The sequence below is a fragment of the Streptomyces sp. NPDC054842 genome (genome assembly GCF_053611025.1).
Window position 1 is genome coordinate 30,460 of sequence record NZ_JBSGZN010000027.1, and the last position, 15,121, is coordinate 45,580.

Here is a 15,121-nt window from a genome sequence, read left to right on the forward strand (position 1 = left end):
CCCGGGGCCGCCGTGCCGCGCGCAGCGGCCCCGGAGGGGCTTGGTCCGGGCTCGGTCGCGACTCTTGACGAGTACACGTACACAGACGAAGAATGAGCGCGCTGGCGCTTGACAACGTTGTCCAAGCTGAGGAGGCGTTCCCGCCCATGAGATGGACCCAACGGCTACGCGGTGCGGGGATGGCGGTCGCCGCCGCCGCGCTGCTCGGCGGCTCCCTCGCCGCACCGGCCGCCCAGGCCGCGGACCGGCAGGCCGACCCGCTCACCGACCTGGTGAATCCCTTCATCGGCACGGAGAACGAGGGCAACACCTACCCGGGGGCCGCGGTCCCGTTCGGCATGGTGCAGTTCTCGCCGGACACCGGCCACAACACCGGCTACGACTACTCGCACGACCACATCCGAGGCTTCTCCCTCGTCCACCTCTCGGGCGTCGGGTGCGGTCTCGGCGGCGACCTGCCCGTGCTGCCCACGACCGGCGACGTCACGCGGACCGACTACGCCGCCTACCAGGCGGGGTTCAGCCACGACGACGAAAGCGCGAGCCCCGGCTACTACCGGGTCGGCCTGAAGACCGGCATCGAGGCCGAGCTGACCGCCACGGAACGCACCGGCGTGCAGCGGTACACCTTCCCTGCGACCGACAAGGCCAACGTCCTGCTCAACGCGGGCCAGTCGCTGCACCGGGGGATCACCACCGAGGTCGAGATCCTGGACAACCGCACCGTGCGCACCGCGATCACCGGCAGCGGCTTCTGCCAGGACACCAAGCCCTACACCGTCTACACGGTCACCCGCTTCGACCGGCCCTTCGAGACCTCCGGCACGTGGAACGGCGACACCGTCACCACGGGCTCCAGCAAATCGGTGAGCACCGGACGCAACGGCGCCTTCGTCCGCTTCGACACCACCGGGGACCGCACGGTCGAGGCGACCACCGCCCTGTCGTACGTGGACGCCCGGGGAGCCGCGCTCAACCTCCGCTCCGAGGGCGGCCGTTCGTTCGACGCGGTGCGCGCCGCGGCCCACCGCTCCTGGGAGGACCGGCTCGACGACGTACGGGTGAAGGGCGGCGGCGACACACTGCGCCGCACGTTCTACTCCTCCCTGTACCGGTCGTTCCTCGCGCCCAACATCGGCAGCGACGCCGACGGCCGCTACACCGGCTGGGACCAGCGGATCCACCGCGCGAAGGGGTTCACGTACTACCAGAACTGGTCGCTGTGGGACACCTACCGCACCCAGTCGCAGCTGCTCTCCCTGCTCGCGCCGCGTGAGGCCCGGGACATGGCGATCTCGGTCCTCAGGATCGACGAGGAGAGCGGCTGGCTGCCCAAGTGGGGCTACGGCACGGTCGAGACCAACATCATGACCGGCGACCCCGTCACCCCCTTCCTCACCAACGCCTACCAGCAGGGGCTGCTCAAGGGGTACGAGGAGCGGGCCTACCGCGCGCTGAAGAAGAACGCCGACGGGGTGCCGCCCGCCGACTCGCCCGCCGTCGGCCGCGAGGCCAACAAGGAGTACCTGGCGAACGGCTTCGCGCCCTACGTCAAGGGGCGACCGCACGTGAAGCCCGGCGACTCGGACTACGACCACGGCGCGTCCGCGACCCTGGAGTACGCCCTGTCGGACGCCATGCTGGGCGAGATGGCGCGCGACCTCGGGTACGAGGCGGACGCCGCGCGCTACGCCGAACGGGCGCAGAACTACCGGAAGATCTTCGACGACTCGACCGGGTTCTTCCGTGCGCGGGACGCCGCCGGCGCCTTCACCGGACCGGCGGACCCGGCCAGGAGCGAGGGCTTCCACGAGGGCACGTCCTGGCAGTACCAGTGGCTCGTGCCGCAGGACCTGCCGGGCATGGTGGACCTGATCGGCGGCAAGCGGGCGGCCAACGAACGGCTCGACTCGTTCTTCGCCTACGAAGAACTGCTGAAGGACCCGGCCAGGACGGCGCGCGAGGTGTGGGTCAACGGCCCGTACGACTACTACAACGCGGACAAGTACAACCCGCAGAACGAGCCGGACCTGATCGCCCCGTACACGTACCTGTCCACGGGCGAGCCGTGGAAGACCACGGACGTGGTGCACGCGGCGCTGACCCTGTTCACCGACACGCCGACCGGCATGACGGGCAACGACGACCTGGGCACCATGTCCGCCTGGAACGTCCTGTCGTCCATCGGTGTCTTCCCGGTGCAGCCCGGCTACGACAGCTGGGGCCTGTCCACCCCCGTCTTCGAGCGGGTCGACCTCACCCTGGACCGGCGCTACTACCCGCGCGGCGCCCTGACGGTGACGGCGCCGGGCACCTCGGAGGACGCCCGGTACATCCAGTCGGCCCGGGTGGACGGCGACGCCTACGACCGCACGTACCTGACGACCGACGGGCTGCGCGGCATGCGCTCGCTCGCTTTCACCGTCGGCGCCGAGCCGTCCGGATGGGGGACGTCCCAAGAGGCGGCGCCGCCCGCCCTGAACTGACCCCGGGCAGCTCCTGGGGCGCCTGCGTCCCGCCCCTCCCCGAGGGGCGGGACGTAATCTGCTGTTAACTGAGCGTAGCTTGATCGTACTTGACCGTAATCGCTTGTCAGGGGTTGACTGCGTGTTCACCCGTCCGTCGACGCGAGGGCAAGCCTTTGACCTCTGACCTGCTCGCACCCCTCGACCTGGCGTTCTGGAACATCGAGTCCGCCGAGCACCCCATGCACCTCGGGGCCCTCGGGGTCTTCGCGGCCCGTTCGCCCACCGCGGGCGCGCTCGCGGCGGACCTCCTCGCGTCGCGTGCCGCCGCCGTGCCGGGGCTGCGCATGCGGATCCGCGACCTGTGGCAGCCGCTCTCCTTCCCGCTCGCCTTCGGCGGGGCGACGCGCGAGCCGGTGCCCGACTTCGACCCGCTGCAACACGTTCGGCTGCACGCGCCGACGGCGGATTTCCACACCGTCGCGGGCACGCTCATGGAACGCCCGCTCGAACGCGGGCGGCCGCCGTGGGAGGCCCACGTGCTGCCCGGCGAGGACGGTGAGTCGTTCGCCGTCCTCTTCAAGTTCCACCACGCCCTCGCCGACGGGCTGCGGGCGCTCATGCTCGGCGCCGCCCTGATGGACCCGACGGACATGCCCGAACCCCGGCCGCGCCCCGCCGCACCCGCCCGGAGCCTGTTCCCCGACGTGCGCGAACTGCCGGGCATCCTCCGCGGCACCCTCTCCGACCTGGGCCGGGCCCTCGACATCGGCGCGTCCGTCGCCCGCGCCACCTGGGACGTCCGGTCCTCGCCCGCCCTGACCTCCGAGCCCACCGGCACCCGCCGCACCGCCGGCGTCGTCCTCGACCTCGACGAGGTGCACCGCGTCCGCAAGAGCGTGGGCGGCACCGTGAACGACGTCCTCATCGCGGTCGTGGCCGGCGCGCTGCGGCGCTGGCTGGACGAGCGCGGCGACGGCAGCGAGGGCGTCGCGCCCCGGGCGCTGATCCCCGTGTCCAGGCGGCGCCCGCGCACCGCCCACCCGCAGGGCAACCGCCTGTCGGGCTACCTCATACGGCTCCCGGTCGACGACCCCGACCCGCTCGGCCGGCTGCGCGCGGTGCGCACGGCCATGGACCGGAACAAGGACGCGGGACCGCACCGGGGCGCGGGCGCCGTCGCGCTGCTCGCCGACCACGTGCCGCCCCTCGGGCACCGGCTCAGCGGCCCCGTCGTCGGACAGGCGGCCCGGCTCCTCTTCGACATCCTCGTCACCAGCGTGCCGCTGCCCAGCCTCGGCCTCAGACTCGGCGGCTGCCCGCTCACCTCCGTCTTCCCGCTCGCGCCCCTGGCGCGCGGACAGTCCCTCGCGGTCGCCGTCTCCACGTTCCGCGGGCGCGTCCACTACGGACTGGTCGCCGACGCCAAGGCCGTGCCCGACCTGGAGGTGCTGGCCCGCGCCCTGCGCGAGGAGATCGCCGAACTCGTCGCGGCGAGCGCGCCCCCGGCCGGAGACGGCCGGGGCTGACCCCCTCGCGGGAGCCCCGCGCGCAAGCGGGTGACATGCGGCCATTTTGCTGACACCCGCCGCGTCAGTATGCTCGCGAGCTGGCGGGATGTATCGAGCAGCGTATAGGGTGCCGCCTTTTGGGAACCGCCGCGGCCGTCCGGGCGCGCGGGCACGAGTGACACGAGGAACACAGCGGCGATGACGGTGACAGAGGACAGCCAGGCGCGTGCCACGGACATCGCGGAGATGTCATGGGGCCCGGGCGTCGACCCGGAACGTCTCGCCGTCTGCCTCAGTGTGCTCGAAGAACTCGACAAGCTGGACGTCGACCACCCCGACGCCGTCGCGGTGCGCCGCGCCACCGCGGGCGTCTACCGCACGGTCAAGCAGCGCCGCCGCCAGGAGCGCCGGGCCGCCAAGACCGCCCACGACAAGGCGGTCACCGAGGCCACGGCCACCGGCTCCGCCCAGCGCATCGACGACGAGACGGAAGGCATCCTGCCCTCGTCCGTGACGGACGCCGGTGAGATCGCCGGGATACTGCAGCGTCCGCGCTCCTGCTACATCTGCAAGACGCGCTACGTCGAGGTCGACTACTTCTACCACCAGCTCTGCCAGCCCTGCGCCGCCGAGAACCGCGCCCGGCGCGAGGCCCGCGCCGACCTCTCGGGCAAGCGTGCGCTGCTCACCGGCGGCCGCGCCAAGATCGGCATGTACATCGCGCTGCGGCTGCTGCGCGACGGCGCCCACACCACCATCACCACGCGGTTCCCGAACGACGCCGTCCGCCGCTTCAAGGCCATGCCCGACAGCGACGAGTGGATCGGCCGGCTGAAGATCGTCGGCATCGACCTGCGCGACCCCGCCCAGGTGGTCGCCCTGGCCGACTCGGTCGCCGCCGAGGGCCCGCTCGACATCCTGATCAACAACGCGGCGCAGACCGTACGCCGTTCCCCGGGCGCCTACAGCGAGCTGCTGGCCGCCGAGTCGGGTCCGCTGCCCGCCGGTGAGCTGCCCCCGGCCGAGGTGATCGGCACCTTCGGCTCCGGTGCCGTGTCCGCGCTCCCCGTCGCCGGCGGCGGCGCCCTCACGGCGCAGGACGTCACCGACCTCGCGCTGGTCTCCGGGTCGGCCTCCCTGGAGCGGATCGCGGCCGGCACGGCGATCGACGCCGGCGGCCTGGTGCCCGACCTGCACGACACCAACAGCTGGATCCAGTCCGTCGAGGAGGTCACGCCGGTCGAGCTCCTGGAGGTCCAGCTCTGCAACTCCACGGCGCCGTTCATCCTCATCAGCCGCCTGCGCGCGGCGATGGCGGCGGCGCGCGCGAAGCGGACCTACATCGTGAACGTCTCCGCGATGGAGGGCGTCTTCAACCGCGGCTACAAGGGCGCGGGCCACCCGCACACCAACATGGCCAAGGCCGCCCTGAACATGCTGACCCGCACCAGCGCCCAGGAGATGTTCCAGAAGGACGGCATCCTGATGACCGCCGTCGACACCGGCTGGATCACGGACGAGCGCCCGCACCCCGACAAGATGCGCCTGGCGGACGAGGGCTTCCACGCCCCGCTCGACCTCGTCGACGGCGCGGCCCGCGTGTACGACCCCATCGTCCGCGGCGAGCAGGGCGAGGACCTGTACGGCGTCTTCATGAAGGACTACGCGCCGGGCAAGTGGTGAGCGCTCAGGTGTGACGCGGGGCGCGGTCCCGCAGCCGCTCGTGGACGGCGTACGCCGCCGGGGCGGGCCGCGCCGGCAGGTACGCCGCCCGGACCCGCGTCCCGCCGTCCACCAGCAGGTCCGCGCCCGTGATCCAGCCCGCCGCGTCCGAGGCCAGCCACACCACGGCGCGGGCGACGTCCGCCGGTTCGCCGATGCGGCCGAGCGGGAGGCCCGCGGCGATCTCCTCCTCGGCGTCCTCCCAGACGAAGCGGGCCAGCTCGGTCCTGACGAGGCCGGGGGAGACGGAGTTGACCCGGACTCCGGGCGCGAGTTCGCCCGCGAGCTGCCGGGTGAGGTGCAGGAGCGCCGCCTTGCTGGTGCCGTACGCGCCCACGTGGGGGCCCGGACGGTCGGCGCCCTCGGTGCAGATGTTGACCACCGAGCCGCCGTGTTCGCGCATCCACAGCCGCCACGCGCACCGCACGAGCCGCAGCGGCGCCTCCACGTTGACGGTGAACGCCTCGCGCCAGCGGTCCGGATCGGCGTCCATCAGGGGACCGTACGGTTCGTTGGTCGCGGCGTTGTTCACCACCACGTCGAGGCGTCCGAACTCCCTCAGGGCCAGCTCGGTCAGCGCCGCCAGGTGGTCGGGGTCCGCGACCGTGCCCGGCAGGCCGACGGCGCCGAGCTCCTCGCAGGTCCGCCGCAGCCCGTCCGGGTCCCGTGCCGTGACGCACACCCGCGCCCCGGCCCGCGTGAACTCCTCGGCGACCGCCCGCCCGATCCCCCGGGAGGCGCCGGTGACGAGGACGGCCCTGCCGTCGAGCCCGTACGGCTGCGTCATCCGCGTACCGTCTCATGACGGACCGTCAGGCGACAGGGTGCCGACGGTCCCGCCGCCTGGAGGGGCGGCTTCCGGAGTCATTCCGTCGGCCGGTCGTGACGGCCCTGCGGGCCTGCGGCCGGGCGCAGTTCCGCGCCCGCCCGTCCCCTTCGTCCGGCAAGTCCTGTCCGGCTCGTCTGTCCCGCAGATGTGTTCTGTCCCGCAATTTCTTCCGCCCACTGGGCCGAACGGGTGGCGGCGAATCGGGGCAGCATGTTTCAAATCCCCGCGTATCGTGGGGGGATGGACGCTGAATGACTCAGGACAGTTACCTCTTGTTTTCAGCCCCATCGAGCGGAGGTCCGCTCATTTGGTTACTCTGTAGCCGACGGACAGACAGCCTGGGTCCCACCCACACCCACGGTCCGTCCCGGGACATGCCGGCCATCACGGCCTGCACTCTCGCGAGTTACCGGCGCCACCGCGTCCGAACTGCTTCGACTCATACCCGAGCGGGCGTCAGGCGCGCAGCAGCACACTGAGCCAGTACGTCCCGAGGGTGACCCGACACATAAGGAGTGCGCGGTGACACCGGACACAACGAACCTCGATCAACGTTCCAAGGAACGCCTGGAGCGTGCCGGCCTGGCCGAGAAGAAGCTCGGCAGCCTCGACGTGTGGGCCAGGTCCGCCCCCATCCGCCTCGCGGGCTACGAGGAAGACCTCGCGGAGCCCCATATCCTGCCCAGCGTGGACTGACCCTCCCCACACCTCGCGGGGACCGTCCCGACAGCTGACGGCATGGGCGTGCCAGACTCACGCCCATGCTGATCAGAGAAGCCGCGGCCGACGACTGGCCGCGGATCTGGCCTTTCTGGCACCGGATCGTCTCCGCCGGCGAGACCTACGCCTGGGACCCGGACACCTCCGAGGAGGACGCCCGCGCCCTCTGGATGGCTCCCGGCAAGAGGGTGTACGTCGCCGAGGACGACACCGGAGCCGTCGTCGCGTCCGCGTTCGTCACGCCGAACTACGGCGGTCCCGCCGCCCGCATCGCCAACGCCGGCTTCATGGTCGACCCCGACCGGTCCGGGCAGGGCATCGGCCGCGCGCTCGCCGAACACCTCCTCGCCGCCGCGAAGGCGGACGGCTACCGGGGCATGGTCTTCAACGCCGTGGTGGAGACCAACCCGGCCGTCGGGCTGTGGACTTCGCTCGGCTTCACGATCCTCGGCACCGTGCCCGACGCCTACGAGCACGCGCGGCACGGCCTGGTGGGACTGCACATCATGTACAAGGCCCTCTGACTCCGCGGACGTCCGCCCCCGCTCACCCGTCGACCGGTGCCGTACGCCGCCACGGCCGCAGCGCCTCCAACCGAGCCGCCACATCGAGGAGTACGTGCTCCGCACCCGGCCGCGCCACGAGCTGGACGGCGCACGGGGCACCCGAGGGCAGCGTGCCGAACGGGACGGACATGGCGGGCCAGCCGGTGAGGTTCCACGGCGGTGTCAGCGGCGAACAGGCGGTGTTGGCCAGCAGGTTGCGCAGCCAGCCCCGCTCGTGCCAGGCCGCCGCGGCCGGCCCGCGCCGGGCGAGCGCGGGGGTGAGCAGCACGTCGTGCTCCGCGAAGAAGGGTTCGAGGCGGCGGCGCAGCTCCTCCCGCCGGTCACCGCGGCGCACGCCGGCCACGAACCGGCGTCCCACGGCGGCGTGCACCCGGGTGCGCCGGGCGAGCCGCCGCGGATCGAGGTCCTCGGCGTCCACCGCGGTGCCCGCCGTCCAGTGGGCGAGCGAGGTGGTGCCGAGCCACCACGGGTACGGCGGGTCCGCGGGCCGTACGCGGTGACCGTCCCCGGCCAGCAGCTCGGCGGCCTCCCGCGCCGCCGTCGTATACGGCCGGGTGACGCCGACCCCGACGAGGGGACTGCGCAGGGAGAGGGCGATGCCCGGACCGGCCGCGTCGTCGCCGCGGGGCGCGCCCGCGTCCGTGCCGGCGAGGACGGAGAGCATCAGGCGGGCGTCCTCGACGGTGGTCGCGAGCGGCCCGTTCTCCGACATGCCGAACCAGTCGCCGTGCCCGATGCCGGCCGGGACCACACCGGACCCGGGCTTCAGCCCGACGAGACCGCAGTGGGCGGCCGGGATCCGCAGCGAGCCCATCCCGTCGTTGCCGAGCGCCAGCGGCACCAGGCCGGCCGCGACCGCCGCCGCGCTGCCGCCCGACGAGCCGCCCGCCGTGCGCGAGAGGTCCCAGGGGTTGCGGGCGATGCCGTGCACCCCGTCCGTGGTCCCGAAGACGCAGAGCTCCGGCACGTTCGTGACGCCTACCACGACGGCGCCCGCCGCGCGCAGCCGGGCCACCGTGACATGGTCGTCGGCGGCCGGTGCCTCCGGGGTCGCCGCGCTGCCGTTGCGGGTCGCCTCGCCCCGTACGGCGAGGTTGTCCTTGACCGCCACCGGGACGCCGGCGAGGGGGAGTTCGGCCAGGTCGGGGCGGGCGCCGACCTCGTCCGCCTCGGCGAGCGCGGCCTCGGAGCGCACCGCCCGGAAGGCGCCGACCCGGGGGTCGAGCCGCTCGATCCGCTCCAGGTGCCAGGCCACCACCTCGCGCGGCGTCACCCGCTTCTCGCGTACGGCGGCGGCGGTCTCGGCGGCGGTCCGGCCGGCCCAGCTGGTCACGGGCGCTCCTTGTCGGTACGTGTGCCGCGCGGCGGGCGCGGCGGGGCCCGCTCGCTGAGCACGGCGGGCTTACTCGCGAGTAGTAAGGAGCACTGTGCCTGGTGAGCGGCCCGCGCGTCGAGGGGTCGGAGCGATGAACCGCGACGGCGCGTGCCCGCCGCCCGGGTGCCGCGGCCGGCACGTCACCCCGGGCAGGGGCCCGTGCTGTCCCGCTCGATCAGCCGGGGCACCGGGACCTGCACCGTGCGCGCCGGGCCCCCGTCCAGCAGGGCCGTCAGCTCCTGCGCGGCCGTCCTGCCGAACTCGACGGTGTCGCGGGAGAGTGCCGAGAGCCACGGCTTGACCATGCGGCACAGCGCGGAGTCCTCCCAGGCCACCACCGACACGTCCCCCGGCACCGAGAAGCCGAGCTCGGCCGCGGTGGCCACCCCCGCGACCGCCATCACGTCGTTGTCGTAGACCAGCGCGGTCGGCGGGGTGGCCTGTTCCAGGACGCGGCGCGTGACGGCCGCGCCCTGCGCGTCCGAGTAGTCCGTGGTCACCGAGCGCACCTCGCCCAGGCCGCGCCGGTCGGCCTCGGCGCGCAGGGTGCGGATCCGGCGCTCGGTGTGGGCGAGGCCGGGCAGACCCGCGATGTGCGCGATCCGGCGGTGCCCGAGGGCATGCAGCTCGCCGACGACGGCGGCCATGGCACCGGCGTCGTCCGCCCACACGACGGACAGCCCGGGGTGCCGCGCGTCCGGTACGCCGCCGATGACCACGGCGGGCAGGCCCAGCTCGTCGAGGAGGTCCGGCCGGGGGTCGTCGGTGCGCGGATCGACGACCAGGACGCCGTCCACGCGGTGCTCGGCCCACCACCGCCGGTACACCGCGCACTCGGCGTCGACATCCTCCACCACTTGGAAGAGCAGGCCGAGATGACGCTCGGCCAGCACCTCCTGGATGCCCGAGATCAGCTGGAGGAAGAAGGAGTCGACCCCGAGCGTGTCCGCCGGGCGGGCTACCACCAGGCCGATCGTGGCCGTGCCCTCGCCGGACAGCTGCCGCGCCGCCGTGCTGGGCCGCCAGCCCAGTTGCTCGGCCACCCGGCGCACCCGGTCGCGGGTGACCTCGGAGACTCCCGGCCGGTCGTTCAGCGCGAAGGAGACCGCGCTCTCGGAGACCCCGGCCCGCTGCGCGATGTCCTTCATCGTCGGCCGGCGCGCCGGGGATCGCTTCGCTGACACACCTGGCCCCTTTCCCATGGCTTGCGGCCGACAGCGTACCCCAGACGCTTGCGCACTAAAGCGCTTGAGTGCTCGGGCGCTAAAGCGCATTAGTAACTCGGCCAAGCACCTTCCCTGTACCGCCCTGACCTGCTAGTTCACTGCCGCCTGGAATTCTTTGCGGGCGAATGCATTGACTTCCCGCGGAACCTGCGTGCAAGGTCTGCGACGGCACCCGTTCATCCCCCCCTGCGAAGGAGCCCCTTCCGTGCGTATCTCCCGCAGAGCCCTCGCTGTCGCCGCCACCGTCGCCGTCGTCCTGCCGCTGAGCGCCTGCGGCTCCGGGGACGACGGCAGCGGCTCGACGGACGCCTCCGGCAAGGTCGAAGGCGACATCACGTTCCAGACCTGGAACCTCAGGGCCAACTTCAAGCCGTACTTCGAGGGCGTGATCGCCGACTTCGAGAAGAAGTACCCCGGCACGCACGTCAAGTGGGTCGACCAGCCCGCCGAGGGCTACGCCGACAAGATCAGCGCGGACGCGGCGGGCGGCACCCTGCCCGACGTCGTCAACGTCTCGCCCGACCTCGTCGCCCCGCTGGCCAAGGCGGGCCTCGCGCTCGACCTCGACAAGGCGGCCGCGACGTACAGGAAGGAGTACCTGGACGGCGCCTGGGCCAGCCACCGGATACCGGGCACGACCGGCACGTACGCGTTCCCCTGGTACCTGAACACCGGGCCGCTGTTCTACAACAAGAGCCTCTTCGCGCAGGCCGGGCTCGACGCCTCGAAGCCCCCGAAGACGTACGACGAACTCTTCGCCGACGCCCTGCGCCTGGCGAAGAAGAGCAAGGGCAAGGTGGCCACGCTGGCCAACGTGCCCACCATCGAGGACTTCGGGCGCTACGGCGTCCAGCTGATGAACAAGGAGGGCACGGCCTTCGCGTTCAACGACGCCAAGGGCGTCGAACTCCTCACCAAGTACAAGGAGTTGTACGACGCCAAGGCGCTCGACCCGCAGGCGCTCACCGCGACCCCCGAGTCGTCGGGCAAGAAGTTCCTCACCGGGGCCGTCGCCATGAACCCCGGAAGCGCCCTGGACCTCGGCAACTTCAAGAAGCAGGCGCCGAACCTCTACAAGAACATCGGCATCACGGACCAGATCACCAGCACCGGCAAGGTCAACATGTACGTCATGGGCGTGATGGTGAACTCGCGCACCAAGGAGAAGCCCGCCGCGGTCGCCTTCGCGCACTACGTCACCGACGCGAAGAACCAGATGTCCTTCGCCAAGAAGGTCGCGATCTTCCCGAGCACCGCCGGCTCGCTCGACGACCCGTACTTCACCGAGCAGGACGGCACCGACGAGACCCGGGTGCGCGTCGCCGCCGCGCAGTCCCTGAAGAACGCCGTCAACTACACGCCGGTGCTGTTCAGCGAGCAGATGAAGACCGCGCTGCGCAACGAGGTCGCCAAGGCGCTCCAGGGCAAGCAGAGCCCCAAGGCAGCTCTTGACAACGCTGTCAAGGCCTGTGACCGGCTCCTCCAGCAGCAGGGCTGAACCGGCATGGCGAGTTCCACGCTGTCCCGGGTGAGCCGTCCGCGCGGCGAGCGGACACGGGAGCCGGACGGGCGTCCGCGCCGCGTGCGGCGTCATCTCCCCTTCAGCCCCTGGCTGTTCGCCGCACCCGGGCTGCTGATCACGGGCGCGTTCATCCTCTACCCGTTCGTCTCCACGCTGGTCAACGCGTTCACCGACCGCCGGACCCTGATCCCCGGCCGATTCGTGGGCCTGGCCAACTTCCGGGAGCTGCTGCACGACGAGATGTTCTGGATCGGGCTGCGCAACAGCGCGCTGTACGTCGTCGGGGTCGTCCCGGCGCTCGTCCTGCTGCCGCTGCTGCTCGCGCTCCTGGTCCAGAAGAACATCCCCGGCATCACCTTCTTCCGGTCGGCCTTCTACACCCCCGTGGTCGCGTCCATCGTCGTGGTCGGACTGATCTGGGTGTGGCTCCTGGACGAACGCGGCCTGGTGAACTCGCTGCTGGAGGCGGTCGGCGTCGGCAAGGTCGGCTTCCTCAGCGACCAGTGGCTGCTCCTGCTGAGCGCCATGGCCGTCACGGTCTGGAAGGGCCTCGGCTACTACATGATCATTTATCTGGCGGCGCTCGCCAACGTGCCGCGCGAACTGCACGAGGCCGCCGCCGTGGACGGCGCGGGCGCGGTACGCCGCTTCCTCACCGTCACCGTGCCCGCCGTCCGCTCCACCATGGTGCTGGTCGGCGCCCTCTCCTCGGTCGCCGCCTTCAAGGTGTTCTCCGAGGTCTACCTGATGGCCGGCCCGGACGGCGGGCCGGCGGGCGAGGACACCACCCTCGTCATGCTCGTCCAGCGCACCGGCACCGGCCTGACCGGCCGCGTCGGCTACGCCTCGGCCATCTCGGTCGTCGTCTTCGTCGTCACCGTCGCGCTCATGCTGCTCGTGCTGCGCGCCGACCGGAAGGAGGACGCGTGAGCACCGCGGAGAAGGCGCCCGAGGCCCCGAAGACGCGGCCCGCCATCGCGCCCACCCCCCGGCGGCGCGTCACCGACGAGCGGGGCCGGCAGGTCCGCGCCTGGGAACTGGCCCTGCGCTACCTCCTGCTGCTCGGCGTGCTCGCCCTCACCGTCGGGCCGTTCGTCTGGCAGCTGTCCACCTCGCTCAAGGGCCCGACCGAGGACATCTTCAGTTCACCGCCCCGCTTCCTGCCGGACGACCCCACCCTGCACAACTACGCCCGGGTCGCCGACACCATCCCGGTGTGGGACTACGCCCTCAACTCGCTGAAGGTGGCCGCGGCCAACGTCGTCACCAACTGCGTCGGCTCGGCGCTCGCGGGCTACGCCCTGGCCCGGCTGCGCTACCGCGGGCGCTCGGCGGCCACCCTGGTCTTCATCCTCGCGATGCTCGTCCCCGTCGAGGGCATCATCATCGCCCAGTTCACGACCATGCGTGAACTCGGCCTGAACAACACCCTCGTCGGCGTCGTCCTGCCGGGCTGCATCGGCGCGATGAACGTCCTGCTGATGCGCAACGCCTTCCTCAACCTCCCCCACGAGATCGAGGAGGCCGCCGTCGTGGACGGGGCGAACACCTGGCAGCGGTTCCTGCGCATCGCGCTGCCGTCCGTGAAGGGCACCCTCGCCGTGGTCGCGATCTTCGCGTTCATGGGCGCCTGGGACGACTTCCTGTGGCCGCTCATCGTGCTGAGCGACCCGTCGAAGTTCACCCTCACCATCGGACTCAACTACCTGCACGGCACTTTCGCCAACGACGAGCGGCTCGTCGCCGCGGGCACGATCATCGCCGTCGCACCGCTGATCGTCCTCTTCGCCTGCCTCCAGCGGTACTTCTTCCGCGGTGTGGGAGAGGGCGCCGTCAAGGGCTGAGCCCCGGCACCCCCGCGGCCGACGTCCCCGCCCCTTCCCGATCCGCAAGGACCCCGTATGCCTCCTGCCGTGCGCTTCGGCGTCAACTACACCCCCAGCGAGGGGTGGTTCCACCACTGGCTCGACTTCGACCTCGACTCCGTACGCGCCGACCTCGACTCCGTCGCGCGGCTCGGCCTCGACCACATCCGGGTCTTCCCGCTGTGGCCCTACTTCCAGCCCAACCGCACCCTGGTCCGGCCGCGCGCGGTCGAGCAGCTCGTCGCGCTCGCCGACGCCGCCGCCGAACGGGGACTCGACGTCAGCGTGGACGGCCTGCAGGGGCACCTGTCGAGCTTCGACTTCCTGCCGGCCTGGACGCAGACCTGGCACCGGCGGAACATCTTCACCGACCCCCGAGTGGTGGACGGCGAAGCGGAGTTCGTGCGGACCCTCGCCGCCGCCCTCGCCGACCGGCCGAACTTCATCGGCATGACCGTCGGCAACGAGATCAGCCAGTTCGCGGCGGGCCCGCACCCCGACCCCGACCGCATCACGCCCGACGAGGCCGAGTCCTGGCTGCTGACCCTGCTCGCCGCCTGCGAGAAGGGCGCACCGGGCAAGACGCACCTGCACGCCTCCTACGACGCCACCTGGTACCAGGACGACCAGCCGTTCACCCCCGCCCACGCGGCACGGCTCGGCGCGGTCACCGCCGTCCACTCCTGGGTGTTCAACGGCACCGCCCAGCGCCACGGCCGCACCGGCACCGCCACCGAACACCACGCCGCCTACCTCGTCGAGCTGTCCAAGGCGTGGGCGGACGACCCGCACCGGCCCGTCTGGCTCCAGGAGGTCGGCGCCCCCGCGCCGCTGATCCCCGCCGAACACGCGGCCGCCTTCACCGAGGCCACCGTCGCGAACGCCCTGGACTGCCCCGACCTGTGGGGCGTCACCTGGTGGTGCTCGCACGACGTCAGCCGCGGCCTCGCCGACTTCCCCGAACTCGAGTACGGTCTCGGCCTGCTGACCAACGACCGGCGGACGAAACCCGCGGGCGAGGTCATCGCCCGGATCGCCGCCGGACGGCGTACCGGCCGCCCCGCCCCGCGCACCACCGCGCTCGTCGTGGACACCACGCCGGGCCGCTCCGTCTGCGCCCCCGGCGGACCCGTCTTCGAGGCCTTCGCCCGGCTGGCCGGCGACGGCGTCCGTCCCACCACCGTCCTCGCGAGCCGCGCCGCCGACCAGGACCACCTCACCGCCCGCGGCATCACCGAGGTCGTCACCCCCGGCCAGGTCATGGCGTAGCCGGGCGCACCGACAGCACCCCCGCAAGCACCGTATGCCGTCCCCCAACGT

12 protein-coding genes are annotated in these 15,121 nt (G+C 72.2%); 9 read left to right on the forward strand and 3 right to left on the reverse strand.

Annotated elements, in window-relative coordinates; genetic code table 11:
* The first annotated feature begins 146 nt into the window (after positions 1-146).
* The 3 genes from ACWGIS_RS21560 (at position 147) to ACWGIS_RS21570 (ending at position 5,659) form a co-directional block, all read left to right on the forward strand.
* Entirely contained in the window at positions 147-2,486 is a 2,340-nt protein-coding gene (locus ACWGIS_RS21560) for a GH92 family glycosyl hydrolase (RefSeq protein ID WP_453364056.1), read from the forward strand.
* A 155-nt stretch (positions 2,487-2,641) separates the two neighbouring features.
* Positions 2,642-3,994, forward strand: coding sequence for a wax ester/triacylglycerol synthase family O-acyltransferase (locus tag ACWGIS_RS21565; protein ID WP_453364057.1), 1,353 nt, complete (start codon positions 2,642-2,644; stop codon positions 3,992-3,994).
* A gap of 180 nt (positions 3,995-4,174) precedes the next feature.
* A complete protein-coding gene (locus ACWGIS_RS21570) occupies positions 4,175-5,659 on the forward strand; it encodes an SDR family NAD(P)-dependent oxidoreductase (RefSeq protein ID WP_453364058.1) in 1,485 nt (494 codons plus the stop codon).
* 4 nt (positions 5,660-5,663) lie between these two features.
* Here the strand turns inward: ACWGIS_RS21570 and ACWGIS_RS21575 are convergent, their stop codons facing one another.
* Positions 5,664-6,485, reverse strand: a complete 822-nt coding sequence (locus tag ACWGIS_RS21575; RefSeq protein WP_453364059.1) for an SDR family oxidoreductase — start codon at positions 6,483-6,485, stop codon at positions 5,664-5,666.
* Positions 6,486-7,049: 564 nt separating this feature from the next.
* Between ACWGIS_RS21575 and ACWGIS_RS21580 the strand changes: the two genes are divergently transcribed.
* Together ACWGIS_RS21580 and ACWGIS_RS21585 are read left to right on the forward strand one after the other, a co-directional pair.
* Entirely contained in the window at positions 7,050-7,223 is a 174-nt protein-coding gene (locus ACWGIS_RS21580) for a hypothetical protein (protein ID WP_453364060.1), read from the forward strand.
* A gap of 65 nt (positions 7,224-7,288) precedes the next feature.
* Positions 7,289-7,771 carry an N-acetyltransferase family protein gene (locus tag ACWGIS_RS21585; protein WP_453364061.1) on the forward strand — a complete coding sequence of 161 codons (483 nt, stop codon included), beginning with the start codon at positions 7,289-7,291 and terminating at the stop codon, positions 7,769-7,771.
* A gap of 22 nt (positions 7,772-7,793) precedes the next feature.
* Here the strand turns inward: ACWGIS_RS21585 and ACWGIS_RS21590 are convergent, their stop codons facing one another.
* Both ACWGIS_RS21590 and ACWGIS_RS21595 read right to left on the reverse strand, forming a co-directional pair.
* The gene (locus ACWGIS_RS21590; RefSeq protein ID WP_453364062.1) at positions 7,794-9,146 is read right to left on the reverse strand and encodes an amidase; all 1,353 of its coding nucleotides are present in this window, start codon (positions 9,144-9,146) and stop codon (positions 7,794-7,796) included.
* Between the two features lie 182 nt (positions 9,147-9,328).
* On the reverse strand, positions 9,329-10,372 hold the full coding sequence (locus tag ACWGIS_RS21595) for a LacI family DNA-binding transcriptional regulator (protein ID WP_453364063.1): 1,044 nt from the start codon (positions 10,370-10,372) through the stop codon (positions 9,329-9,331).
* Positions 10,373-10,619: 247 nt separating this feature from the next.
* Here ACWGIS_RS21595 and ACWGIS_RS21600 point away from each other — a divergent pair, with 247 nt between their 5' ends.
* From ACWGIS_RS21600 to ACWGIS_RS21615, 4 genes are read left to right on the forward strand one after another with little or no spacing between them, the layout of a single operon-like run.
* The gene (locus ACWGIS_RS21600; RefSeq protein ID WP_453364064.1) at positions 10,620-11,912 is read left to right on the forward strand and encodes an ABC transporter substrate-binding protein; all 1,293 of its coding nucleotides are present in this window, start codon (positions 10,620-10,622) and stop codon (positions 11,910-11,912) included.
* 6 nt (positions 11,913-11,918) lie between these two features.
* Positions 11,919-12,866: a carbohydrate ABC transporter permease gene (locus tag ACWGIS_RS21605; protein ID WP_453364065.1), complete on the forward strand. Its 948-nt coding sequence runs from the start codon at positions 11,919-11,921 to the stop codon at positions 12,864-12,866.
* Entirely contained in the window at positions 12,863-13,780 is a 918-nt protein-coding gene (locus ACWGIS_RS21610) for a carbohydrate ABC transporter permease (protein ID WP_453364066.1), read from the forward strand. The genes ACWGIS_RS21605 and ACWGIS_RS21610 overlap by 4 nt, the downstream gene beginning before the upstream one ends.
* Before the next feature lie 57 nt (positions 13,781-13,837).
* Positions 13,838-15,070 (forward strand): glycoside hydrolase 5 family protein, encoded by a 1,233-nt coding sequence (locus ACWGIS_RS21615; RefSeq protein WP_453364067.1) that lies wholly within the window; start codon positions 13,838-13,840, stop codon positions 15,068-15,070.
* Positions 15,071-15,121 lie beyond the last annotated feature (51 nt).

Bases quoted from the DNA above. Each gene is read 5' to 3' on its own strand.
- ACWGIS_RS21560 (WP_453364056.1), top strand. From the start codon at position 147: ATGAGATGGACCCAACGGCTACGCGGTGCGGGGATGGCGGTCGCCGCC.
- ACWGIS_RS21570 (WP_453364058.1), top strand. From the start codon at position 4,175: ATGACGGTGACAGAGGACAGCCAGGCGCGTGCCACGGACATCGCGGAG.
- ACWGIS_RS21575 (WP_453364059.1), bottom strand. From the start codon at position 6,485: ATGACGCAGCCGTACGGGCTCGACGGCAGGGCCGTCCTCGTCACCGGC.
- ACWGIS_RS21585 (WP_453364061.1), top strand. From the start codon at position 7,289: ATGCTGATCAGAGAAGCCGCGGCCGACGACTGGCCGCGGATCTGGCCT.
- ACWGIS_RS21605 (WP_453364065.1), top strand. From the start codon at position 11,919: ATGGCGAGTTCCACGCTGTCCCGGGTGAGCCGTCCGCGCGGCGAGCGG.
- ACWGIS_RS21615 (WP_453364067.1), top strand. From the start codon at position 13,838: ATGCCTCCTGCCGTGCGCTTCGGCGTCAACTACACCCCCAGCGAGGGG.